This window comes from Pantoea sp. CS_6 (genome assembly GCF_041954745.1).
Classification (GTDB): domain Bacteria; phylum Pseudomonadota; class Gammaproteobacteria; order Enterobacterales; family Enterobacteriaceae; genus Pantoea; species Pantoea stewartii.
This window is the reverse complement of sequence record NZ_JAVAYG010000007.1, coordinates 50303-72652: the sequence shown is the minus strand read 5'-3', so window position 1 is coordinate 72652 and position 22350 is coordinate 50303. Positions and strand designations below refer to the sequence as shown.

The window sequence follows — 22350 nt, the reverse complement described above, 5'->3', positions numbered from 1 at the left end:
AATGATCGATCAGCGCGTCTCTGACAGAGCATTCAACAGATATTGTGGCAGAGCAAAGCTGCCCGTGTGGATCGCCGGTGTGTAGTAACGGCAGTTCAGGCCCGAGGCCGCAAAGCGCGCCTGCAGAAGGGCGGGATCAAGCTGGCGCAGGGCCGGATTATCGCTTGCCCAGGCAAAGGTCATGATGCCGCCGTAGTAGGTTGGGATGGCCGCCTGGTAAAAACTGACATCGGCAAAGTAATGGCTGAGTTTACGATGGCTGTTAACCGCTTCATCCTGCTGCAGGAAGCAAACGCCGTTCTGGGCAACAAAGATCCCATTTTCATTCAGCGCATTTTTACAGCCCGCATAAAAGTCGGACGTAAACAGGCTTTCGCCAGGCCCAATGGGATCGGTACAGTCAGAGATGATAACGTCAAACTTTTCGGTGGTGCGGTTGACGAAATTCACACCATCATCGATGACCAGATTAAAACGCGGATCGTCGTACGCACCAGCGCTGTGGTTCGGCAGATACTGACGACAGAAGGTCACCACGCCGGCGTCGATCTCGACCATGGTGATTTTCTCAATGCCGGTATGGCGGGACACTTCGCGCAACATCGCGCCATCGCCCCCTCCAATAATCAGTACGCTTTTGGCGGCACCATGCGCCAGCAACGGCACATGCGTCATCATTTCGTGATAGATAAATTCATCACGTTCGGTCGTTTGCACCACGCCATCCAGCGCCATAACGCGGCCCATCGCCGCATTTTCAAAGATGATTAAATCCTGGTGGGCCGTTTTATCACGATAAAGCTCTTTATCGACGGTAAAATACTGGCCAAAGCCGGTATGAAGTGTTTCATACCACATCTCGTTTTGGGCCATGATGGGGCTCTCCTTCGTGACATTGCCATAAAAATCGGCGAAACATCATAGCTAACTATGATAGTCGTTGCACGGTCAAATGTCTGACGGGAGAGCGGGCTGGGGCGCTACTTTACATAGGCAAGCAGGCTGAGAGAATCTCTGGCCAGCGACTTACATTTTTTGTCGTTGGCAATCGCGATACCGCTCAAATCACGATAACTGTCTTCACCCAAGGCTTTCATGTTGTAGTTGTTGTAATTGCTTAAATCCCAGCGGTTTTGCTGGGCAAAAAACACCAACGCCTTGCGGATCTGCGCATCGGGCAAATCCTGATAGCCACAGTCGTTCTTGAGATAAACGAATACCGCAGTCAGATCGGCAAGATCTTCTGCTTCGGATTCGCTCAGGGCAAAGCTGGTGGAGGAGAAGCCGAAGAGTCCTGCCAGTAGCAGGATCCTGATGCTCTTCTTCATAGATATTCTCATGTAATAGTCGTCTGAAAGACGTTAGCACAGTTGTGTAAAGATTTTCGATCAATTTACGATTTTTGGGGCATTCTGCCTGCTGATGCTTGACCTTGCCATAAGGGCAGGGTTTAGGCTTGAGGTCATTTCGTTACAAGGATGCGGATTATGCAACGTCGTCACTTTCTGAAACTGAGCGCGGCACTGGGTGCTGCAGGGGCGCTGCCGCTCTGGAGCCGATCCCTGATGGCGGCCAGTCGGCCACTGCTGCCGGTTCCTTCCCTGCTGGACGCGGATGCGAAAGGAGAGTACAGCCTGACGGCGATGCCGGGCATCAGCCAGTGGCAGGGCAAAGACGTACCCACCTGGGGCTACAATGGCAGCCTGTTGGGGCCCGCAATTCGGCTCCAGCGTGGCAAGGCGGCCACCATCAATATTCATAACCGGCTTAGTGAAGCGACGACCCTGCACTGGCACGGTCTGGAAATCCCCGGCGAGGTGGACGGTGGACCGCAGGGAATCATTGCGCCGGGCGCCACGCGTCAGGTGACGTTTACGCCGGACCAGCCTGCCGCCACCTGCTGGTATCATCCTCATCTGCATGGCAAAACGGGTCATCAGGTTGCCCAGGGGCTGGCCGGCATGATTGTGTTAGAGGATCAGCCGTCAGGGACGCTTCGTCTGCCTAATCAATGGGGCACCGACGATGTTCCACTGATTTTTCAGGACAAACAGCTCACCTCATCCGGTGACCGCATCGATTATGAGCTTGATATTATGCGGGCCGCAGTGGGCTGGTTCGGCGACATGATGCTGACCAACGGTGCGCAGTATCCTCAGCATGCCGTACCGCGTGGATGGTTACGTCTGCGTTTGCTTAATGGCTGCAATGCCCGTTCGCTGCATCTGGCTGCCAGCGATAAACGCCCACTGTATGTGATTGCCAGTGACGGCGGTCTGCTGCCTGAGCCGGTAAAGGTCGATTCCCTTCCGCTCCTGCCGGGCGAGCGCTTTGAAGTCATGGTCGATACGTCCGATGGCAAGGCTTTTGATATCGTGACGCTACCTGTTTCGCAAATGGGCATGACGCTGGCTCCCTTCGATCGGCCCCTGCCGCTGGTCAATATCATTCCGCTGCGGATCATGGCCAGCGCGACTTTACCGGATCAGCTAGCCACATTACCGGCCATACCGAAAACGGACGGTCTGTCATCGCGCTGGTTACAACTCAGTATGGATCCCCAACTGGATCAGCAAGGTATGCAGGCGCTGATGGCACGCTATGGCGCGAAAGCGATGGGGAAGGGTGCGCACCATGATATGGCTATGGGCGGTAATAATCATGCGATGCAGCACGACAGCGCGTCCCAGGGAATGGATCATCAGAAGATGGACCATGACGGGATGGCCGCGCCTGCCTACGATTTTCACAATGGCAATAAAATCAATGGCCAGCCATTTGATATGACGCGGCCAGCCTTTGATGTGAAGCAGGGCACCGTTGAAAAATGGACCATTTCCGGTGAAGGCGACAGCATGCTGCATCCTTTCCATATTCACGGCACCCAGTTCCGTATTCTTTCTGAAAATGGCAAGCCACCTGCGCCACACCGTCAGGGCTGGAAAGACATGGTCAATGTCGACGGCTGGCGTAGCGAAGTGCTGGTGCGCTTCAACCACCTTGCCGCCGCCGATCATGCGTATATGGCGCATTGCCATTTACTGGAGCATGAAGACACCGGCATGATGCTGGGCTTCACAGTGACCTGATATCAGGCCTGCGCCAGCGCCAGACGGATATCCTCCACCAGATCCCCGGCGTTCTCGATACCGATGGATAAGCGTATCGTCGCGTCGGTGATCCCGATGCGCTGACGCACTGTATCCGGCACGCCAGAATGGGTGGTGGTGGCAGGATGGCTGGCAAGCGATTCTGTCCCGCCCAGACTGACGGCCTGTTTAAACAGCGTCAGGGCATTCAGGAAACGAAACGCTGCAGGTTGTCCGCCGACAATGTCAAAAGAGAAGGTTGAACCGGCCCCGGTGCATTGTTCCCGATAGGTTTTGCCTGCCGGGCTGTCTGCATCCAGATACGGTAACCAGTGCAGGGCGGCGACATCAGGATGTGTACGTAAAAAGGCGGCGACGGTTTCAGCGTTATGACAGGCTTTTTCCATGCGCAGCGACAGCGTTTCCAGCGAACGGCCAATCATCCAGCTTGAATGCGGATCAAGCTGAGTGCCAATAGCGCTACGCAGAGCGCGGATCGGCGACATAAGTGTTTTGTTTCCCATCACCGCACCCGCAATCAGGTCAGAGTGACCGCCCACATATTTCGTCAGGGAATACAGCGATAAATCCGCGCCCAACGTGAGCGGTTGCTGAAAAATCGGCCCCAGTAAGGTGTTATCACAGGCGACGACCGGGCGTGAACCCTGCTGACGATCGATCTCGTCCGCAATACGGGCCATCAGCGCGATATTCACAAGGCTGTTCGTCGGGTTTGCCGGCGTTTCCACCAGGATCATGGCGACGCGTCCCTGCGCCATTGCACGCTGGGCGGCCTCGCGCACTTTGGCTTCATCATGCCCGTCAGTGAAACCCACCGCACGAATATCAAGGTTGTGCAGGGTTTTACTGAGCAGCGTTTCCGTACCGCCGTACAGGGGCTGGGAATGCAAAATCACTTCCCCTGGTCGCGTAAAGGTCAGCAACGCCGTCGAAATGGCCGCCATGCCGGAGGCAAACAGCGCGCAACTTTCGGCCTGTTCGTAGAGAGCGAGGCGGTCCTCAACAATCTCACTGTTGGGATGATTAAAGCGGGAATACACCAGTCCGCCACTTTTACCTTCGGGAGGCTGACGGCGGCCGGAAACATAATCAAAAAAATCGCGGCCTTCTTCTGCACTGTCAAACACAAAGGTGGAGGTCAAAAAGACCGGCGGTTTCACGGCCCCTTCAGACAGACGCGGATCATAACCGTAGTTCAGCATTTGTGTTTCGGGATGCAGTGGGCGGTCGCCGACGTGCGTTTTTTTACTTGAGGGTGAAGTCATTGAGATCTCCCAATAAGATCGCTAACTGCATAACGATATGTCGATAAAATCGTATCATGCAGCTATTAATGCGGCTAAATGCCGGGTTGTTCTAAGGTAATGCTGTTTGTGCAACTGCCTGCACACAGGTGAAGATTTTTAGTGCACGTAAACGTTTGCGTTCTCTGCGCGGCGTCAGTAGGGACTTCTGTTATGGTAGACTGCGTGGCTTTGTGAGAGACCGGGCTGAAGGCAATGAAACACACTGTTGACGTAATGATCCCTGAGCAGGCAATCGCCGCGCGCATCGCGGAACTGGGCAAAGAAATTACCGACCACTACCGCGACAGCGGCAGCGATATGGTGCTGGTAGGGCTACTTCGTGGCTCATTTATGTTTATGGCGGATTTATGCCGCGTGATTGACGTGCCGCACGAAGTGGATTTTATGACTGCCTCCAGTTACGGCAGCGGGATGTCCAGCAGTCGCGATGTCAAAATTCTCAAAGATCTGGATGAGGATATCCGCGGTAAAGACGTGTTAATCGTTGAAGACATCATTGACTCAGGCAATACGCTCAGCAAAGTGCGGGAAATCCTGCGTCTGCGGGAGCCAAAATCTCTGGCCATCTGTACGCTGCTGGATAAGCCTGAACGCCGTGAAGTCGACGTTCAGGTTGAATTCGTGGGCTTTGCTATCCCTGATGAATTCGTGGTGGGCTTTGGCATCGATTATGCGCAGCGTTATCGCCATCTGCCTTACATTGGCAAAGTGGTTCCCCTCGAATCCTCAGGCGAGTGACCGCACATTCTTCCAAGGCTCTGACCTCTGGATTCGTGTAGGCTTGTCGCGCGCGTGCGTCAGGGGCGGTGAAAATCGCCACTGACTAACAGGTTAGCCATGCCGTGACGATAGCGTTGCTCCAGGTTTTCGCGGCTGTTCGCGGTAACATTCAGGTTACGCAGGCAGCCATCCTGAATACCGTAGACCCAGCCATGTAGCGAGACTTTACGTCCACGCTTCCAGGCCGATTGCAAGATGGTGGAATGCCCCAGATTGTAGACCTGCTCAACAACGTTGATTTCGCAGAGTTTATCCAGACGTTTATCGGGCGGCAGTTCACCCAGCAACACGCTATGCTTGTACCAGAGATCGCGAATGTGCAGCAGCCAGTTATCAATGAGCCCTAACTCCGGGTTATCCATGGCAGCCTGCACGCCACCGCAGCCATAGTGGCCGCACACGATGATGTGTTCAACTTTCAGCACTTCAACCGCGTACTGCACCACAGAAAGGCAGTTAAGATCGGTATGGATAACCAGGTTGGCAACGTTACGGTGGACAAACAGTTCACCTGGCTCAAGACCGGTCAGACGTTCTGCGGGGACGCGACTGTCTGAACAGCCAATCCAAAGGAAACGTGGTTTTTGCGCCTGAGCCAGTCGCTCAAAAAAACCAGGATCTTCTTTGACCAGTAATCTGGACCACTCGCGGTTATTACTGATCAGGGTATCAATGTCTGTCATGGCGTTAAGCAACCTGTTACTGCGCATTTGCGTGCGCGTACTATAGGCGAAGGCTTCCTAAATTCAAACGGCATTACAATGCCATAAAACAGGGTATGTATTCAGAATGACCTATGCACTGGAACTTTCCCGGCTGACCAAGACCTATCCCGGCGGCGTACAGGCGCTCAAGGGCATCGATCTTAACGTTGAAGCCGGTGATTTTTATGCGCTACTGGGACCCAACGGCGCGGGCAAATCGACCACCATCGGGATTATCAGTTCGCTGGTGAATAAGTCGGAAGGCAGCGTCCGCGTCTTTGGTTACGATCTGGAAAAAGATGTCGTCAATGCCAAACGCCAACTGGGCCTGGTGCCGCAGGAGTTCAATTTCAACCCGTTCGAGACGGTCATGCAGATCGTGGTGAACCAGGCCGGTTACTATGGTGTCGAGCGCCGTGAGGCCCTTCAGCGGGCCGAAAAGTACCTTAAACAGCTCGACCTGTGGGAGAAACGTCACGAAAGGGCGCGCATGTTGTCTGGCGGGATGAAGCGCCGTCTGATGATCGCCCGTGCTCTGATGCACGCGCCTAAACTGCTGATTCTGGATGAACCTACCGCCGGGGTGGATATTGAACTGCGTCGGTCGATGTGGGTTTTCCTGAAAGATTTGAATGCGCAGGGGACGACCATCATTTTGACGACTCACTATCTTGAAGAAGCGGAAATGCTGTGCCGCAATATCGGCATTATTCAAAATGGTGAACTGGTTGAAAACACCTCAATGAAATCCCTGCTGTCGAAGCTCAAATCCGAAACCTTCATTCTGGATCTGGCCCCGCGCAGCCCGTTACCGTCGCTGGAAGGTTTCCAGTACCGGTTAGTGGATACCTCGACGCTCGAAGTTGAAGTCCTGCGTGAGCAGGGGCTGAACAGCGTGTTTAGCCAGCTCAGCGCACAGGGCGTTCAGGTTCTCAGTATGCGTAATAAAGCGAATCGTCTGGAAGAGCTGTTCGTCGGCCTGACGCAAGGAAAAACAGGAGCAAAAGCATGACACATTTGTACTGGGTGGCGTTAAAAAGCATCTGGGCCAAAGAGGTGAACCGGTTCGCCCGCATCTGGATCCAGACGCTGGTGCCGCCCGTGATCACCATGACGCTGTATTTTATCATCTTCGGTAACCTTATCGGTGCGCGCATCGGCGATATGAACGGCTTCAGCTATATGCAGTTCATTGTGCCAGGGCTCATTATGATGTCGGTGATCACCAATGCGTATGCCAACGTGGCATCGTCGTTCTTTAGCGCCAAGTTTCAGCGCAATATTGAAGAGTTGCTGGTGGCACCGGTACCGACGCACATTATTATCGCTGGCTACGTCGGCGGCGGCGTTGCGCGCGGGATCTGTGTCGGTGTGCTGGTGACCGCCGTTTCGCTGTTCTTTGTGCCGTTTCATGTGCATTCATGGCTGATGGTGGCCATTACACTGCTGCTAACCGCGGTACTGTTCTCGCTGGCGGGACTGATTAATGCGGTGTTTGCCCGCACGTTTGACGATATCAGCCTGATCCCCACGTTTGTGCTGACACCGCTAACGTATCTGGGCGGCGTGTTTTATTCGCTGACGCTGTTACCGCCCTTCTGGCAGGCAGTATCAAAACTTAATCCGGTGGTTTATATGATCAGCGGTTTCCGCTTTGGCTTTCTGGGCATTCACGATGTTCCTCTGACCTTGACTATGTCGGTACTGATTGCCTTTATCGTGGTGTTTTATATTGCCGTGTATTTTCTGATTCAGCGGGGCCGCGGATTGCGGACCTGATACCGGCGAAAAAAAGCAGCGCTAGCGCTGCTTTTTTTATGCGACCAGACTCAGGCCAGCTGCACCGGCAGGGCTTTCGCCAGACGCTTCATCTGGTTATCACCTTCAAAGTAGGCCACTTTAGGTTGCCACTGGCGCGCTTCTGCATCATCGACCTGGACATACGAGCAGATAATCAGGATGTCGCCTTCACAGGCACAGCGCGCGGCCGCACCGTTGACTGAAATGATTTTCGACCCGCGTTCAGCGGCAATGGCATAAGTAGAGAAACGCTGACCGTTGGTCACGTTATAAATATCGATAGCTTCATATTGCAGGATGCCAGAAGCATCAAGGAAATCCTGATCGATGGCGCAGGAGCCTTCATAGTTGAGGTCCGCCTGCGTGACTTTAACGCGATGCAGTTTGCCTTGTAAAACCGTGCGAATCATAGTCAGAAACCTTGTTATACAGCCAAAAAGAGTGACCCTCAGCCTGCAAGACTACTGCGTGAGGTCTACCTGTTGATTATCGATCAGCCGTGCATTCCCCAGCCAGGCGGCCATTAACACGACGGCTCGCTGACTGTCCACCGTCAGAGGCTGCAGCGTTTCCGCATCACAGATGGCCAGGCCATCCGGACGCAATCCTTTTTCCTGCAGCGACCGCGTTGCGTCTTCAATAATATCGTCAATCTGCCGTTCACCATTAGCCAGTCGGGCGGCCATCGCATTCATCACCTGGCTCAGGCCAGGTGCCAGCTTACGCTCATCTTCAGTGAGGTAGCCGTTACGTGAACTCAGGGCCAGACCGTCCCTGGCTCGCACCGTAGGCACGCCGACAATCTCGATATCGAACCCCATGTCTGCCACCATTTTACGAATGATGGCTAACTGCTGGAAATCTTTTTCGCCGAAGCAGGCGATATCGGGCTGAACCAGATTAAACAACTTGCTGACGATGGTCGCCACGCCGCGAAAATGGCCGGGACGACTGGCGCCTTCCAGTAAAGATGAAAGCACCGGCACTTCGACAAAGGTCTGATTAGCCAGCCCGTGTGGATACACCTCAGCAGGCGAGGGCGCAAAGACGACATCCACCGCATGGCGGTTCAGTTTCTCACAGTCTTCCTGCAGCGTGCGCGGGTAGCGCGCCAGATCGTCAGGCCGATCAAACTGCATCGGGTTAACGAAAACCGACACGATCACAATATCGGCCCGCTCACGCGCTTCATCTACCAGCGTTAAATGCCCTTCGTGCAGATTGCCCATCGTGGGCACTAACGCAATACGTTTACCTTGCTGACGCCAGCGGCGCACTTCACGGCGCAGCATGGGCAGAGTGTCGATGATCAGCACTGCCATTCTCCTGAATTACTGGAAACTGTGTTCCGCTGCGGGGTAGCTTCCTGCTTCAACCTCAGCAATATAGCGGCGAATGGCGGCACGGATGTCGCCTGTCTCCGCCAGGAAATTTTTTGCAAATTTAGGGATATGTCCACCGGTAATGCCAAACGCATCGTGCATCACCAGAATTTGTCCATCTGTCACGTTGCCTGCGCCAATACCAATCACCGGAATCGCCAGTGCCTGCGTTACGCGCTGGGCCAGAGCAACCGGTACGCATTCCAGCACCATTAGCTGTGCGCCTGCGGCCTCAAGCGCCAGCGCGTCAGCCATAAGCTGCTCTGCACCGGCTTCATCACGTCCCTGCACTTTATAGCCGCCAAAAATATTTACGGACTGTGGCGTCAAGCCCAGATGACCACACACGGGCACGGCGCGTTCGGTCAGCATGCGCACGCTGTCGGCCAGCCATGCGCCGCCTTCCAGCTTCACCATATTGGCCCCGGCGCGCATGAGCTGCGCCGCGTTATCAAAAGTTTGCTGTGGTGTGGCATAACTCATGAAAGGCAAATCGGCTAACAGGAGCGCGTGAGGCGCACCACGACGGACGGCGGCGGTATGGTAAGCAATATCATTTACCGTGACGGGCAGCGTGGAATCATGACCCTGCACCGTCATGCCAAGCGAGTCACCAACCAGCAGAACCTGAATGCCTTCATCAGCAAACAGGCGGGCAAAACTAAAATCGTAAGCGGTCAGCGTCGCGAATTTTTTACCGCTCGCTTTGCACTGACGCAGATGAGAAAGGGTGGTGGGTTTCATGACGATCTCAGCTCAGAAATTCAGATGGACGCATTTTACTGTATCGCGTTGCTGAGCGGAATCTGTGACGCGCGATATAGATGGTCAGCTGTGCCAGGGACGGATGCTGGCGCAGTCAAGCGTTGCCATAAGCGGCTGGAGCGGACGGCCATCAGGCAGGCGCAGATCGGGCGCAATTTCCAGCAGCGGCACCAGCATAAACGCACGGTTCAGCATATCGTAATGGGGGACGATCAGGCGTTCGCTGTGAATCTGCTCTGAACCAAACAGCATAATATCAATATCCAGCGTGCGTGGCCCCCAGCGCTCGGCTTTGCGCACCCGGCCATGTTCCCGCTCGATGCGCTGCGTCTCATCCAGTAAGGCCTCAGCCGACAAGGTGGTCTCGAGGGCCACCGCCGCATTGAGATAGTCGGGCTGATCGGGTGGGCCATAAGGTGGCGTGCGGTAAAAGGACGAGGTGGCGATGCGCTGAACATCGGTGAGCGCATCCAGCGCTGACAACGCTGCATCAATCTGATGCAGCGGATCGGCAAGGTTACTGCCTAATGCCAGATAAACGCGCGTCATGACGCGTTAGAGTTATCACGACGGGGCGCGGAAGAACGACGACGCGGGCGGCGCGTACGGCTGCGCGGTGCCGGATCGTCTCCCAGCGTGTTGAGCATGGTTTTCTGCTGCGGCGGCGCAGCGACCTGGAACTCTCCCCACCACTTACTCAGGCGCAGCAGCTCCGGGTTATTTTCCACTTCAGCCCGCAGGGCCAGCAGATCATAAGCCGCACGGAACTTCGGATGCTCCATCAGCTTCCAGGCGCGTTTACCGTGACGACGGGACATGCGTAACTGCAACTGCCAGATATCACGAATCAGCGACGTAATGCGCTTAGGAATAGCCAGCGCGCGGCAGGCTTCATCCAGCGTATCATTCATCGCCAGGGCAAACGCATCGTAATAAGTCAGGCCGCTTTCCTGCGCAATGCGCTCGGCGGCTTCAAGTTGCGGATACCAGAACATGGCCGCGAACAGAAACGCCGGATTGACGCGCATATCATTTTGAATGCGGTTATCCGTATTCTTCAGCACCTGGGCGAGCATGCGCTCCATATGGCTGTCGCCCTGTTCGGTAAAGTTGCGTGCCAGCGTAGGGAACAGCGGCTGGAATAACTGATATTCACACAGTTTTAGCCAGGTGCTGTAGCCATAACCAGCCTGAAGCAGCTTTAGCGACTCTTCAAACAGGCGCGCAGCAGGTACATCGCGTAACAGCGATGCCAGGCGGGGAATGGGCTCTGCCGTTTCAGGAGCAATGCGCATATTCAGTTTGGCCGCGAAACGCGCGACGCGCAGCATGCGCACCGGATCTTCGCGATAGCGTGTTTCCGGATCGCCGATCAACCGAATGATGCCTTGTTGCAGATCGTTCAGGCCGCCAACATAATCCCGCACCGAAAAATCGGCCACGCTGTAATACAGGCTGTTAATGGTTAAATCACGCCGTTGGGCATCATCTTCAATACTGCCGAAAATATTGTCCCGTAGCAGCATACCGCTCTGGGCACGCTGGGAATTGTTGTGATCTTCGCTGTTCTCTTCAATCTGATGATGACCGCGGAACGTAGCCACTTCGATCACTTCCGGACCAAACATCACATGTGCCAGGCGAAAACGGCGGCCAACCAGACGGCAGTTGCGGAACAGTTTACGCATCTGCTCCGGCGTGGCGTTTGTGGTCACGTCGAAGTCTTTAGGCTTCTGCCCCAGCAGTAAATCGCGAACGCCACCGCCCACCAGGTAGGCCTCATAACCGGCTTTATTCAGACGATACAGCACCTTGAGGGCATTTTCGCTGATGTCTTTACGTGAGATGGTGTGGCTTTCACGAGGAATGATGGTCATATGACTCTCAGGTTCAACCTCTGCTGGTGCTTCCTCGTCATCACGCTTCAGGACTTTCCGGCAAAAATTAGCGACTCGGGTAAAAATGGGACACCTCGACAGTGACAATTAGGGTGTAGGTAAAATCAGCGGCTAATCATAGCCTGTTGTGAATCATTTGAGAATGCTGTTGTCTATGCATCCGCTCTCAGGGCGTTATCATGCGGTATCAAAGCGATATTCCACTGTTTCACAGCATCAGACAGCAGTTTCTCCTGAGAATCGTCCTGCCAGCCTTCGCTGACCGGCTGTCCCAGAAACCGTAAGGCCTGCACCAGGCACGGGCGCGGATCGCCATCCGGCAGCGCGGGCGCATGATTTTGCTTAGAAAGTTTGTGTCCGTCAGCGGTGATGGCCAACGGCAAATGCAGATAATCCGGAACGGCCCAGCCAAACTGTCGATAAAGGGCAATCTGCCGCACCGTCGGCTCGATTAAGTCTGCGCCACGCACGATCTCGGTGACGCCCTGATGATGGTCATCAACCACCACGGCCAGATTGTAGGCAAACAGGCCGTCGCGACGATGAATAATAAAATCCTCTTCAGCCAGCCGCCGATCGGCCACAAGCGTGCCCCGTAACCGGTCTTCAAACTGGAAAACTGGCGCATGCTGACGCAACCGCAGTGCCGCATTCTCCGGACCTGAACCTGCATCCCGACAGTGCCCGTCGTAAAAACCACCCAGCTGCTGAATGCGGCTTCGGCTGCAGGTGCAGTAATAACTCTGCCGGTGCGCTCTTAACCACTGCAGGGCGTCCCGATAAGCGTCATGGCGCTGTGACTGCCACATGACTTCACCGTCCCAGTGCAAACCGTACTGTTCTAACTGGTGCAGAATACGCGTGGCGGCCCCTGCGACTTCACGGGGAGGATCAATATCCTCAATGCGCACCAGCCAGCGGCCATGCTGCGCGCGTGCGCTAAGGTAACTGCCTAAGGCAGCGATCAGCGATCCAAAGTGGAGTTCACCAGAGGGAGACGGCGCAAAGCGCCCGATACAGGATGAGAATGCCATAGGTTTCATGAACCAGACGGCGGAAAAAGAGGGCCTTTTCCCGCCGCATGGCTGCAGTCAGACGGCAACATTAGCCCGCCATTTGCTTCTCACGAATTTCTGCCAGTGTCTTACAGTCGATGCACAGATCGGCCGTCGGACGCGCTTCAAGACGGCGGATACCGATCTCAACGCCACAGGAATCGCAATAGCCAAAGTCGTCATCTTCAACTTTCTTCAGCGTTTTTTCGATCTTTTTAATGAGCTTGCGCTCGCGATCGCGGTTACGCAGTTCCAGGCTGAATTCCTCTTCCTGAGCGGCACGGTCAACCGGGTCCGGAAAGTTAGCGGCTTCATCCTGCATGTGTGTAACGGTGCGATCAACTTCGTCCCGCAATTGATTACGCCAGGCTTCCAGAATCTTGCGAAAATGGTCCAGTTGCGCGTCATTCATATACTCTTCGCCCGGCTTCTCCTGATAAGGCTCCACCCCAGCGATGGCGAGAATACTCAGGGACGATGTTTTACGGTTTTGCCCTTCTTGCATGTTGTTTCTCCTGGATAACACGCACTATACCCTTCGATTGCCATCGGCCAGTATATTCACACTAACCTTCATTGATGACGCACTCTTGGGTACATCGATCCCCCAACGGGGAAAAACAGGCCGCTATAAATAACAGAAGCTGTCAAGGTTGGCAATTATTCCTGCGCCCATCTTGACAAGCCTGTGAGGAACAGCGTAGTTGGCCCCTGACAGAAGATAGTCCTATCACAGAAGGATGCCACTGATATTACAACGTTACGTCAACAGCCGTTGTAATAAACATGCCTTCTGATGACAGTTCTGCCCGGTACGCCAAAATTTCCACGCCACTCAGCCGCGCCTGTACCAGTTGTTCTGCGTAAGCCGCATCGATGTGACGCGCCGGGGAAACGTCCTCAATCCCCGAGTGCAGAACGGCAAACAACAAAACGGCCCGATGACCTTCTGCCGCAGCCTGACTCAGCTCGCGCAGGTGTTTTTGTCCTCGAATCGTCACCGCATCCGGAAAATAGCCTTTACCTTCCTGTAAAAGCGTTACGGATTTCACCTCAATATAGCACTCAGGTCGGTCCTGTGCTGTAAGCAGGAAATCAATTCGACTTTTTTCGCTGCCGTATTTTACTTCAGCCCGACACGCTTCGTAGCCCGACAGCGGCAGAATTCGGTTTTCGCTTAACGCCTCCTTTACCAGTTGATTCGCGCGCAACGTATTCACGCAAATCCAGTGGCCTTGCTGCGTCTCGGTCATCTCCCAACTGTGCGGGTACTTGCGTGTCAGGCTGTCGGACGTGGAGTACCACACGGTATCACCCGGCGTAGCACAACCGGTCATGGCGCCGGTGTTGGCACAATGGATGGTGAGCGTCTCGCCTTCCGGCGTAATGACATCCGCCAGAAAGCGTTTGTAACGGGTAATCAGACGTGCCGGTTTGAGGGCGGGAGAAAAAAGCATAGGGCTCCTGATTATGACTGTAACGGCCAGGTGGCCAGTGTCCGGTAGCGCGTCCGCCCTTTTACGTACTCTGAGGCAAAAAGCGAAAACTGACTGGCCGTAAAGCGCCAGAGAAAGCCGCGAGGGGGCAGGGCAACGGGTTGCGTCGCCGAGCGCAGCAGGGTGATGTGTGGATGAAAAGGCTGAGCGGGCTGCTCACAGCCGTGCCGGGCGGCCTGGGCACGCAGCAGACTTGCCAGCTGCAGCAATCCCCGGGGTGGGCGCTGACAGCCCAGCCAGACCACGCCGGGGCGCGGCCAGTGCCCCGCATCATCTAACGTCACATCAAAAGCAGGCTGATGGATGCGCGAGGCCAGGGTTTGCAGCTGTTTTGAGGTCTCCGCTGAGACCTCGCCCAAAAAAGCCAGCGTCAGATGAAGGTTCGCGGCCGCAATCGGGCGACCTGCCTCCTCACTGAAGGTATCAGCTCGCCACTGCACCAGTTGCTGTTGCAGGTCTTCGGGTGGGGCAATAGCAAAAAATAAGCGCTGTAACGCCATGGCGGTCTCCGGTAATCCTCACGGATGAGTGCTACAATGCGCGCCATCTTAACACAGCCATTAGCGGAGTTTTTGGTGAGTGATCTCCCCATCAGCGCGGTGTTGCCTGACCTACTGAGCGCCCTTGATCAGGCCTCGAACGTCCTGCTGGCTGCGCCTACCGGCGCAGGTAAATCCACCTGGTTACCCCTTCAGCTGTTACAGCACAAGGCGCTGTCAGGGCGCATTATCATGCTGGAGCCACGCCGACTGGCCGCACGCAACGTGGCGCAACGGCTGGCTGAGCTACTGGGCGAACAGCCCGGCGCCACGGTGGGTTACCGCATGCGCGGCGAAAACTGCAGCGGACCCATGACCCGGCTTGAGGTAGTGACCGAAGGTATTCTGACGCGCATGTTGCAGCAGGATCCGATGCTGGATGGCGTGTCGCTGGTGATTCTGGATGAATTTCATGAGCGCAGCCTGCAGGCGGATCTGGCGCTGGCGCTGTTACTGGATGTTCAGCAGGGATTGCGTGACGATCTGAAAATTTTGCTGATGTCAGCCACGCTCGATAATACTCGCCTGGCGACGCTGCTACCGGACGCGCCGCTGATTGCCTCAGAAGGTCGCAGCTATCCGGTCGAACGGCGTTATGCTCCGTTGAGTCCGAGCCTGCGTTTTGACGAGGCGGTAGCGCGTGAAGTCGCGCAGTTGCTTCGACAGGAAAGCGGCTCGCTGCTGCTTTTTCTGCCCGGCGTGGCAGAGATAGCGCGCGTAAAACGCGAGCTGGAAACCCGTGTCGATGAGGATGTCGATTTAACGCCGCTTTATGGCGCGCTTCCGCTGGCCGCTCAGCAGCAGGCCATTTTGCCTGCTGCCCCCGGACGCCGCAAAGTGGTGCTGGCGACCAATATTGCCGAAACCAGCTTAACGATCGAAGGTATTCGCCTGGTCGTGGACAGTGCCCAGGAGCGGCGCGCGCTGTTTGATGCACGCAGCGGCGTGACGCGGTTGCAGACTCAGCGCATCAGCCAGGCGTCGATGACGCAGCGCGCCGGACGTGCCGGACGACTGATGCCGGGCATCTGCCTGCACCTGACTTCACAGGAGCAGGCGGAACGGGCGCCTGCACAGGGCGAAGCCGAAATCCTGCACAGCGATCTCGCGTCATTGTGGCTGGAACTGCTGCAGTGGGGCTGTACAGACATCGACCAGCTACAGTGGATCGATCGGCCACCCGAAAAGCACTTACAGGCAGCGCAGCAGCAGCTGATGCGCCTTGGAGCGCTGGATGAATCAGGACGACTGAACACACAGGGCAGACGCATGGCGCAGCTCGGCAGTGATGCCAGGCTGAGCGCGATGTTATGCGCCGCAGGACGTGATGCCGATGCGGTGGCCAGCGCGGCACTACTCGTCGCCGTGCTGGAGGATCCGCCCCGCGCGGGCAGTGTCGATCTACGTGATGTTCTCTGTCGGCCTTTACCGCACTGGTTGCGGCGCGCGCAGCACTGGCAAAAACGCCTTGGCGTCACAGGCGGACGGGTCGATGACGCGCATTTTCCCGCGTTGTTAACGGCGGGATTTCGCGATCGTCTGGCGCGCCGACGCGATAACAGCGGACGCTATCAGTTAGCCAACGGACTGGGGGCAGGGCTGGACGAACAGCAGGCGCTCACGCGTTACGAATGGCTCATTGCGCCTGTCTTATTACAGGGCAGCAGCGCCCCCGATGCACGTATCCTGCTGGCCCTTCCCGTCGAGCTTGCGGCATTGACGCAGGCCTGTCCACAGCTTGTCGAACAGCGTACCGACGTGGAATGGGATGACGAGAAGGGCACGTTGCGCACCTTACGCCGTGAGCAGATTGGCGAACTGATACTGAAGACTCAGCCGCTTGCCCGACCGGATGCGGAGGCGTTACAGGCCGCGCTGCTACGCTGGGTCGCTAAAAAGGGGTTATCGGTACTGGGATGGACGCCGGAGGCTGAGCAACTGCGGTTACGTATCCAGTGTGCCGCCCAGTGGCTGCCCGAAGAGAACTGGCCCGCCGTCGATGAGGCCAGCCTGCTTGACTCGCTGGATCGCTGGCTGCAACCGCAGATGAGCGCCGTGCGGGATCTGAAGAGTCTGCAGTCGGTCAATCTGGTCACTGCGCTCTTACATTTGCTCACATGGTCACAACGTCAGCGGCTGGATACTGTGCTGCCAACTCATTACACTGTGCCCACCGGAAGTCGGCTGCCGATTCGCTATGATGCAGATAAACCGCCCGCGCTGGCGGTGCGTATTCAGGAAATGTTTGGCGAAGCCAGTAATCCTGCTGTCGCAGAAGGTCGCGTGCCGCTGGTGCTGGAACTGTTATCGCCCGCCCAGCGTCCCTTACAGATCACCCGCGATCTGGCGGCGTTCTGGCGCGGTGCCTATAAAGATGTGCAAAAAGAAATGAAAGGGCGTTATCCCAAACATCCCTGGCCCGACGATCCGGCCTCCGCAATACCGACCCGGCGGACGAAAAAGAATACGTCACAGGGCGGGCCCGCTGTTTAATTCAGAGGGTTCTGCCATGCGACAGTGAAGAAAGCAGTTAGAGTAGCGGCGCAGCCGTAAGCTATGCCTGGAGAATGAAACCAATGTCTGGGAACGATCGCGAACCTATTGGGCGCAAAGGAAAACCGTTGCCACCGCGCAACAGCGCCCGCCGTGGGCGGCGCAGAGACATCGATAGTGATGTCGCTCAGGACGATTTTGATGATGATTACGAGGAGGAAGCGCCGGTGCCACGTAAAGGTAAAGGTGGAAAACCGCCGCGCGGCAAACGCCGTTGGCTGGGATGGTTTATTAAGCTGTTCCTGGTATTTGTAGTGGTCATGGCCGCGTGGGGCGTATACCTCGATTCGGAAATTCGCAGCCGCATTGACGGTAAAGTGTGGCAACTGCCCGCTGCTGTCTACGGTCGTATGGTCAGCCTCGAACCTGGCATGGCCTACAATAAAAGCGAAATGATTGCCCTGCTGGAAGGCACGCAGTACCGCGAAGTCTCGCGCATTACGCGTCCGGGAGAATTCTCGGTCAAAGGCAACACCATTGAACTGCTGCGTCGCCCGTTTGATTTCCCGGACAGCAAAGAAGGGCAGATTCATGCCCGAATGACATTCAGCAAAGATGAGCTGAGTGAGATTAAGAACGTCGAAACCGGGCGTGATTTTGGTTTCTTCCGGCTTGATCCTCGTCTGATTACGATGCTGCAGTCACCCAATGGTGAACAGCGCTTGTTCGTTCCCCGTGCCGGTTTCCCTGATCTGTTGGTGGATACCTTAATCGCAACGGAAGATCGCCACTTTTATGAGCATGACGGCATCAGCCCGTACTCCATTGGCCGTGCCTTCCTGGCGAACATCACTGCCGGAAAAGCGGTGCAGGGCGGCAGTACGCTTACCCAGCAACTGGTCAAAAACCTGTTCCTGACTAATGAGCGTTCGCTGTGGCGTAAAGCCCGTGAAGCCTATATGGCCGTGATCATGGATGCCCGTTACAGCAAAGATCGTATTCTGGAGCTTTACCTGAACGAGGTGTATCTCGGTCAGGCAGGTAACGATCAGATCCGCGGTTTCCCTCTGGCCAGCCTCTACTATTTTGGCCGCCCGGTTGACGAGCTGAGTCTCGATCAGCAGGCGATGCTGGTGGGCATGGTGAAAGGGGCGTCGCTCTATAACCCATGGCGTAACCCGAAACTGGCCCTGGAACGACGTAATCTGGTGCTGCGCCTGCTGCAGCAGCAGAAAGTGATCGATCAGGAACTGTACGACATGCTGTCGGCCCGTCCGTTGGGCGTGCAGCCGAAAGGCGGTGTAATTACGCCACAGCCTGCCTTTATGCAGATGGTGCGTAATGAGCTTCAGGCAAAACTGGGCGACAAAGTCAAAGATCTGTCGGGCGTGAAAATTTTCACCACCCTGGATCCGGTTTCTCAGGATGCGGCCGAAAAAGCCGTTGTAGACGGTATTCCCACCCTGAAAAAACAGCGCGGTCTGAAAGATCTGGAAACCGCAATGGTGGTCGTTGACCGCTTTACGGGTGAAGTTCGCGCGATGGTCGGTGGGGCCGATCCGCAGTTTGCCGGGTATAACCGCGCGTTGCAGGCGCGCCGATCCATCGGCTCGCTGGCGAAACCGGCCACCTATCTGACCGCGCTGAGTCAACCCAACACTTACCGCCTGAACAGCTGGATTGCGGATGAGCCTATTGCGCTGAAACAGCCGAATGGCAGCATCTGGAAACCCATGAACGACGACCGGCGGTTTAGTGGCAAAGTGATGCTGGTCGATGCGCTGACGAACTCCATGAACGTGCCAACGGTTAACCTGGGCATGACGCTGGGACTGAATGCGGTGGTGGACACCTGGACGAAGCTGGGTGTGCCTAAAGATCAGCTGAATCCGGTTCCGGCGATGTTACTGGGCGCACTCAACCTGACGCCTGTGGAAGTGGCTCAGGCCTTCCAGTCCATTGCCAGCGGCGGGAATCATGCAGAGCTGTCAGCCGTGCGTTCGGTCATCGCGGAAGACGGTACCGTGCTGTACCAGAGCTTCCCGCAGGCGCAGCGCGTAGAACCGGCACAGGCGGCTTACTTAACGCTGTATACCATGCAACAGGTCGTTGATCGCGGTACCGCCCGGGCGCTGGGGGCACGTTTCCCGAATGCGCACCTGGCAGGGAAAACCGGCACCACGAACGATCTGGTCGACAGCTGGTTTGCCGGGATTGATGGTAAAGAAGTGGCGATCACCTGGGTTGGCCGTGATAACAACCAGCCGACCAAACTCTATGGTGCCAGCGGGGCGATGCAGATTTACCGCCGCTACCTGGACAATCAGGCTCCGATGCCGCTGCAGCTTACGCCGCCGGAAGATGTGACGATGATGAACATCGATACTGCGGGTAACTTTGTCTGCGGTTCAGGAAGCAGCACATGGCGCACGCTGCCTGTCTGGACGCTGGATCCAAATGCGCTCTGCCAGCAGCAGCAACAGCAGGTTCAGCAAATGCAGCAACAGCAGCAGATGCAGGACCAGCAACAACAGCAGTTACAGCAGCAGCAACAGCAGGAACAAAAAGACAGCAACGGCGTTGCCGGCTGGATAAAAGATATGTTCGGCAAATAACCCGTCAAACGCGGATGAAAAAGGCACTTCGGTGCCTTTTTTTATTCCACATCAAAACCCCTTGTTATCGCCCGTGACACGACGCCACGCCGGGGAATTCTGCTTGCAGAAATTGCGAGACTTCGCATATTATCCAATCGTTATAATAATCATTATCGTTTCGATTCGCTTAATCATCCCCATTTGAGAGACACCTTCATGACAGCGCGTTCTATCCCTTTTGCTTCTCCATCCGGCGTATTTACGCGTCGTCCTCTGGCTTTGATCATTGCCCTGGTGACCAGCGGCGCAAGCGGAATGGCTTACGCTGAACAAACGGTGGTGGTATCTGCAAATGGCGGTGGTGCGGTGGCGCAGGAAAACGCGTGGGGCCCGGCGCCCACCATCGCCGCAAAACACAGCGCCACCGGCACCAAAACGGACACGCCGATTGAAAAGAATCCGCAGTCGGTTTCTGTGGTGACGCGGGAAGAGATGGAGATGCGCAGCGTCACCAGCGTGAAGCAAGCCTTTAATTACACGCCGGGTGTGCTTACCGGTAACCGCGGCAGTTCAGGCGTCTATGATGCGTTGTCAATTCGCGGTTTTAGCGAAACCAACACCAACCAGTATCTCGATGGGTTGAAGCTGCAGGGCGACAACTACTCGGAATTCGCTATTGATCCCTATTTCCTGGAGCGGGCTGAGCTGCTGCGCGGGCCGGTGTCGGTGCTGTACGGTAAGAGCAACCCGGGCGGTGTGGTCGCGCTGGTCAGTAAACGTCCCACCCAGGAAACGCTGCGTGAAGTGCAGTTCCAGATGGGCAATCACAATCTTTACTCCACCGGCTTTGATTTTGGCGGTGCGATCGATGACGCAGGCGTTTACAGCTACCGTCTGACAGGCCTGGCGAGCAGCCAGGATGCCCAGCAGGCGAACAACAAGCAAAAGCGCTATACCATCGCGCCGTCCTTCAGCTGGCGACCAGACGAAAACACCCGTCTGGATCTGCTGACCTACTTCCAGAATGAACCGGACACGGGTTATTACGGCTGGTTACCGCGTGAAGGCACGGTCGTGCCCATTACGCGTCCTGATGGCAGTCAGTACAAACTGCCGACCAGCTTTGATGAAGGGGAGAAGAGCAATCGCATCTCCCGTAACACCAAAATGGTCGGCTACAGCTTTGAACACCGTTTTGATGAGACCTGGACGGTACGCCAGAACCTGCGTTATGCCGTGTTAACGACGGATTACCGCAGCATTTATGGCAATGGATTTAACGCCGCCACCCAGGAAATCACGCGAGGTTATGCCACTTCAGACGAAAAACTGAATGAGTTCGCCGTCGATAACCAGGTACAGGCAAAATTTGCAACTGGTCAACTCGACCATACGCTTTTGCTTGGGGTGGATTATCAACGCATGCGTAATGATATCAACGCAGCGTTTGGTTCAGCATTTCCTTTGAATGCGGTTGCTCCTCAGTACGGTAATGATTCGCTTAACGGCACGCCTTTCCCCTATCGTTATCTGAACAAACAGGAACAAACCGGCCTTTACGCGCAGGATCAAATGGCGTGGGATCGTTGGGTGCTGACGTTAGGCAGCCGTTATGATTACGCGATGACATCTGCGTTAAATCGCGACACCAATACCGAAGTCAAAAATCATGATCAGGCCTTCACCTGGCGTGGCGGCGTAAACTACGTTTTCGATAACGGTATCGCGCCTTATTTCAGTTATAGCGAATCCTTTATCCCAACGGCCGGGACGACAGTGAGCGGGCAACCTTTCGATCCCTCGCGCGCTAAGCAGTACGAAACGGGGGTGAAATATGTGCCGAAAGATCGTCCTGTCGTGGTTACGGCTGCGATTTATGAACTGACTAAGTCTAAAAATTTAACAGCCGATCCTGACCATACCCTTTTCAGCATCCAGAGCGGCGAAATCCGTTCTCGCGGTGTCGAACTGGAAGCCAAGGCGGCCCTCAATGCCAACGTCAACCTGACCGCGTCTTATACCTACACCGATGCTGAATATACGGAAGATACACAGCTCAAAGGCAAAACCCCGGTGCAGGTGCCTAAGCACATGGCCTCGCTGTGGAGCGACTATACCTTCCATGAAACGGCGCTGTCCGGCGTAACGTTGGGCGCGGGCGTCCGTTATGTGGGCGAAACACAGGGGTTATACAGTGCGGGTCCCGACGTGAACCAAAACTTCACCGTCGCGGGTTACACTACCGTCGATGCCGCGTTGAAATATGATTTAGGCCGTTTTGGTTTGCCTGGCTCAACGGTTGGCGTTAACGTTAACAACCTGTTTAACCGTGACTACGTTGCCAGTTGCTACCGTGAATACGCGTGCTACTGGGGCGCAGAGCGACAAATTGTCGGCACCGCCACGTTCCGGTTCTGATCGATG

At 55.6% G+C, this 22350-nt stretch carries 20 protein-coding genes; 7 read left to right on the top strand and 13 right to left on the bottom strand.

Annotated features, from left to right (window positions below; genetic code table 11):
- Positions 1–9: 9 nt before the first annotated feature.
- Together speE and RAC90_RS12245 are read right to left on the bottom strand one after the other, a co-directional pair.
- Positions 10–873 (bottom strand): polyamine aminopropyltransferase, encoded by an 864-nt coding sequence (speE, locus tag RAC90_RS12250; RefSeq protein ID WP_006117716.1) that lies wholly within the window; start codon positions 871–873, stop codon positions 10–12.
- 107 nt (positions 874–980) lie between these two features.
- Positions 981–1328, bottom strand: a complete 348-nt coding sequence (locus tag RAC90_RS12245; RefSeq protein ID WP_006117717.1) for a YacC family pilotin-like protein — start codon at positions 1326–1328, stop codon at positions 981–983.
- A gap of 159 nt (positions 1329–1487) precedes the next feature.
- Here RAC90_RS12245 and cueO point away from each other — a divergent pair, with 159 nt between their 5' ends.
- A complete protein-coding gene (gene cueO / locus RAC90_RS12240; RefSeq protein ID WP_375124378.1) occupies positions 1488–3089 on the top strand; it encodes a multicopper oxidase CueO in 1602 nt (533 codons plus the stop codon).
- Between the two features lie 2 nt (positions 3090–3091).
- On the opposite strand, the gene RAC90_RS12235 is transcribed toward cueO, so the two are convergent.
- Entirely contained in the window at positions 3092–4375 is a 1284-nt protein-coding gene (locus RAC90_RS12235; protein WP_164482963.1) for a cystathionine gamma-synthase family protein, read from the bottom strand.
- A 234-nt stretch (positions 4376–4609) separates the two neighbouring features.
- On the opposite strand from RAC90_RS12235, the gene hpt reads away from it, so the two are divergent.
- Positions 4610–5155, top strand: a complete 546-nt coding sequence (gene hpt / locus RAC90_RS12230; protein WP_006117719.1) for a hypoxanthine phosphoribosyltransferase — start codon at positions 4610–4612, stop codon at positions 5153–5155.
- Positions 5156–5214: 59 nt separating this feature from the next.
- Here the strand turns inward: hpt and can are convergent, their stop codons facing one another.
- Complete coding sequence (gene can, locus RAC90_RS12225) at positions 5215–5880, bottom strand: carbonate dehydratase (RefSeq protein ID WP_375124377.1); 666 nt, start codon at positions 5878–5880, stop codon at positions 5215–5217.
- Between the two features lie 106 nt (positions 5881–5986).
- Between can and RAC90_RS12220 the strand changes: the two genes are divergently transcribed.
- Together RAC90_RS12220 and RAC90_RS12215 are read left to right on the top strand one after the other, a co-directional pair.
- Positions 5987–6913, top strand: a complete 927-nt coding sequence (locus tag RAC90_RS12220) for an ABC transporter ATP-binding protein (protein ID WP_006117721.1) — start codon at positions 5987–5989, stop codon at positions 6911–6913.
- Positions 6910–7680, top strand: coding sequence for an ABC transporter permease (locus RAC90_RS12215; RefSeq protein WP_006117722.1), 771 nt, complete (start codon positions 6910–6912; stop codon positions 7678–7680). The genes RAC90_RS12220 and RAC90_RS12215 overlap by 4 nt, the downstream gene beginning before the upstream one ends.
- A 50-nt stretch (positions 7681–7730) precedes the next feature.
- Here the strand turns inward: RAC90_RS12215 and panD are convergent, their stop codons facing one another.
- The 9 genes from panD to thpR all read right to left on the bottom strand — a co-directional run bounded on the left by panD (position 7731) and on the right by thpR (position 14797).
- The gene (gene panD, locus RAC90_RS12210; RefSeq protein ID WP_033740289.1) at positions 7731–8111 is read right to left on the bottom strand and encodes an aspartate 1-decarboxylase; all 381 of its coding nucleotides are present in this window, start codon (positions 8109–8111) and stop codon (positions 7731–7733) included.
- A gap of 51 nt (positions 8112–8162) precedes the next feature.
- Positions 8163–9017: a pantoate--beta-alanine ligase gene (gene panC, locus RAC90_RS12205; RefSeq protein WP_006117725.1), complete on the bottom strand. Its 855-nt coding sequence runs from the start codon at positions 9015–9017 to the stop codon at positions 8163–8165.
- A gap of 15 nt (positions 9018–9032) precedes the next feature.
- Positions 9033–9827: a 3-methyl-2-oxobutanoate hydroxymethyltransferase gene (gene panB, locus RAC90_RS12200; RefSeq protein ID WP_110267841.1), complete on the bottom strand. Its 795-nt coding sequence runs from the start codon at positions 9825–9827 to the stop codon at positions 9033–9035.
- Between the two features lie 84 nt (positions 9828–9911).
- On the bottom strand, positions 9912–10397 hold the full coding sequence (folK, locus tag RAC90_RS12195) for a 2-amino-4-hydroxy-6-hydroxymethyldihydropteridine diphosphokinase (protein WP_006117727.1): 486 nt from the start codon (positions 10395–10397) through the stop codon (positions 9912–9914).
- Positions 10394–11812: a polynucleotide adenylyltransferase PcnB gene (gene pcnB / locus RAC90_RS12190; RefSeq protein ID WP_203232196.1), complete on the bottom strand. Its 1419-nt coding sequence runs from the start codon at positions 11810–11812 to the stop codon at positions 10394–10396. The genes folK and pcnB overlap by 4 nt, the downstream gene beginning before the upstream one ends.
- A gap of 86 nt (positions 11813–11898) precedes the next feature.
- Complete coding sequence (gene gluQRS, locus RAC90_RS12185; RefSeq protein WP_058708999.1) at positions 11899–12780, bottom strand: tRNA glutamyl-Q(34) synthetase GluQRS; 882 nt, start codon at positions 12778–12780, stop codon at positions 11899–11901.
- Positions 12781–12850: 70 nt separating this feature from the next.
- Positions 12851–13306, bottom strand: a complete 456-nt coding sequence (gene dksA, locus RAC90_RS12180) for an RNA polymerase-binding protein DksA (RefSeq protein ID WP_006117731.1) — start codon at positions 13304–13306, stop codon at positions 12851–12853.
- A 247-nt stretch (positions 13307–13553) separates the two neighbouring features.
- Positions 13554–14258 carry a DNA/RNA nuclease SfsA gene (gene sfsA / locus RAC90_RS12175; RefSeq protein ID WP_033740294.1) on the bottom strand — a complete coding sequence of 235 codons (705 nt, stop codon included), beginning with the start codon at positions 14256–14258 and terminating at the stop codon, positions 13554–13556.
- A gap of 11 nt (positions 14259–14269) precedes the next feature.
- Complete coding sequence (thpR, locus tag RAC90_RS12170; RefSeq protein ID WP_033740295.1) at positions 14270–14797, bottom strand: RNA 2',3'-cyclic phosphodiesterase; 528 nt, start codon at positions 14795–14797, stop codon at positions 14270–14272.
- 36 nt (positions 14798–14833) lie between these two features.
- Here thpR and hrpB point away from each other — a divergent pair, with 36 nt between their 5' ends.
- The 3 genes from hrpB to fhuA all read left to right on the top strand — a co-directional run bounded on the left by hrpB (position 14834) and on the right by fhuA (position 22344).
- On the top strand, positions 14834–17329 hold the full coding sequence (gene hrpB / locus RAC90_RS12165; RefSeq protein WP_375124376.1) for an ATP-dependent helicase HrpB: 2496 nt from the start codon (positions 14834–14836) through the stop codon (positions 17327–17329).
- 83 nt (positions 17330–17412) lie between these two features.
- Positions 17413–19944: a bifunctional glycosyl transferase/transpeptidase gene (mrcB, locus tag RAC90_RS12160; RefSeq protein ID WP_039338694.1), complete on the top strand. Its 2532-nt coding sequence runs from the start codon at positions 17413–17415 to the stop codon at positions 19942–19944.
- 198 nt (positions 19945–20142) lie between these two features.
- Positions 20143–22344 carry a ferrichrome porin FhuA gene (fhuA, locus tag RAC90_RS12155; RefSeq protein WP_375124375.1) on the top strand — a complete coding sequence of 734 codons (2202 nt, stop codon included), beginning with the start codon at positions 20143–20145 and terminating at the stop codon, positions 22342–22344.
- Positions 22345–22350: the final 6 nt, after the last annotated feature.

Coding starts and splice junctions, on each gene's coding strand:
- RAC90_RS12220 (WP_006117721.1), top strand. CDS start 5,987: ATGACCTATGCACTGGAACTTTCCCGGCTGACCAAGACCTATCCCGGC.
- RAC90_RS12235 (WP_164482963.1), bottom strand. CDS start 4,375: ATGACTTCACCCTCAAGTAAAAAAACGCACGTCGGCGACCGCCCACTG.
- mrcB (WP_039338694.1), top strand. CDS start 17,413: ATGTCTGGGAACGATCGCGAACCTATTGGGCGCAAAGGAAAACCGTTG.
- hrpB (WP_375124376.1), top strand. CDS start 14,834: ATGCGCGCCATCTTAACACAGCCATTAGCGGAGTTTTTGGTGAGTGAT.
- folK (WP_006117727.1), bottom strand. CDS start 10,397: ATGACGCGCGTTTATCTGGCATTAGGCAGTAACCTTGCCGATCCGCTG.
- cueO (WP_375124378.1), top strand. CDS start 1,488: ATGCAACGTCGTCACTTTCTGAAACTGAGCGCGGCACTGGGTGCTGCA.
- can (WP_375124377.1), bottom strand. CDS start 5,880: ATGACAGACATTGATACCCTGATCAGTAATAACCGCGAGTGGTCCAGA.
- sfsA (WP_033740294.1), bottom strand. CDS start 14,258: ATGCTTTTTTCTCCCGCCCTCAAACCGGCACGTCTGATTACCCGTTAC.
- panD (WP_033740289.1), bottom strand. CDS start 8,111: ATGATTCGCACGGTTTTACAAGGCAAACTGCATCGCGTTAAAGTCACG.
- RAC90_RS12215 (WP_006117722.1), top strand. CDS start 6,910: ATGACACATTTGTACTGGGTGGCGTTAAAAAGCATCTGGGCCAAAGAG.
- fhuA (WP_375124375.1), top strand. CDS start 20,143: ATGACAGCGCGTTCTATCCCTTTTGCTTCTCCATCCGGCGTATTTACG.
- gluQRS (WP_058708999.1), bottom strand. CDS start 12,780: ATGGCATTCTCATCCTGTATCGGGCGCTTTGCGCCGTCTCCCTCTGGT.
- panB (WP_110267841.1), bottom strand. CDS start 9,827: ATGAAACCCACCACCCTTTCTCATCTGCGTCAGTGCAAAGCGAGCGGT.
- RAC90_RS12245 (WP_006117717.1), bottom strand. CDS start 1,328: ATGAAGAAGAGCATCAGGATCCTGCTACTGGCAGGACTCTTCGGCTTC.
- thpR (WP_033740295.1), bottom strand. CDS start 14,797: ATGGCGTTACAGCGCTTATTTTTTGCTATTGCCCCACCCGAAGACCTG.
- hpt (WP_006117719.1), top strand. CDS start 4,610: ATGAAACACACTGTTGACGTAATGATCCCTGAGCAGGCAATCGCCGCG.
- speE (WP_006117716.1), bottom strand. CDS start 873: ATGGCCCAAAACGAGATGTGGTATGAAACACTTCATACCGGCTTTGGC.
- dksA (WP_006117731.1), bottom strand. CDS start 13,306: ATGCAAGAAGGGCAAAACCGTAAAACATCGTCCCTGAGTATTCTCGCC.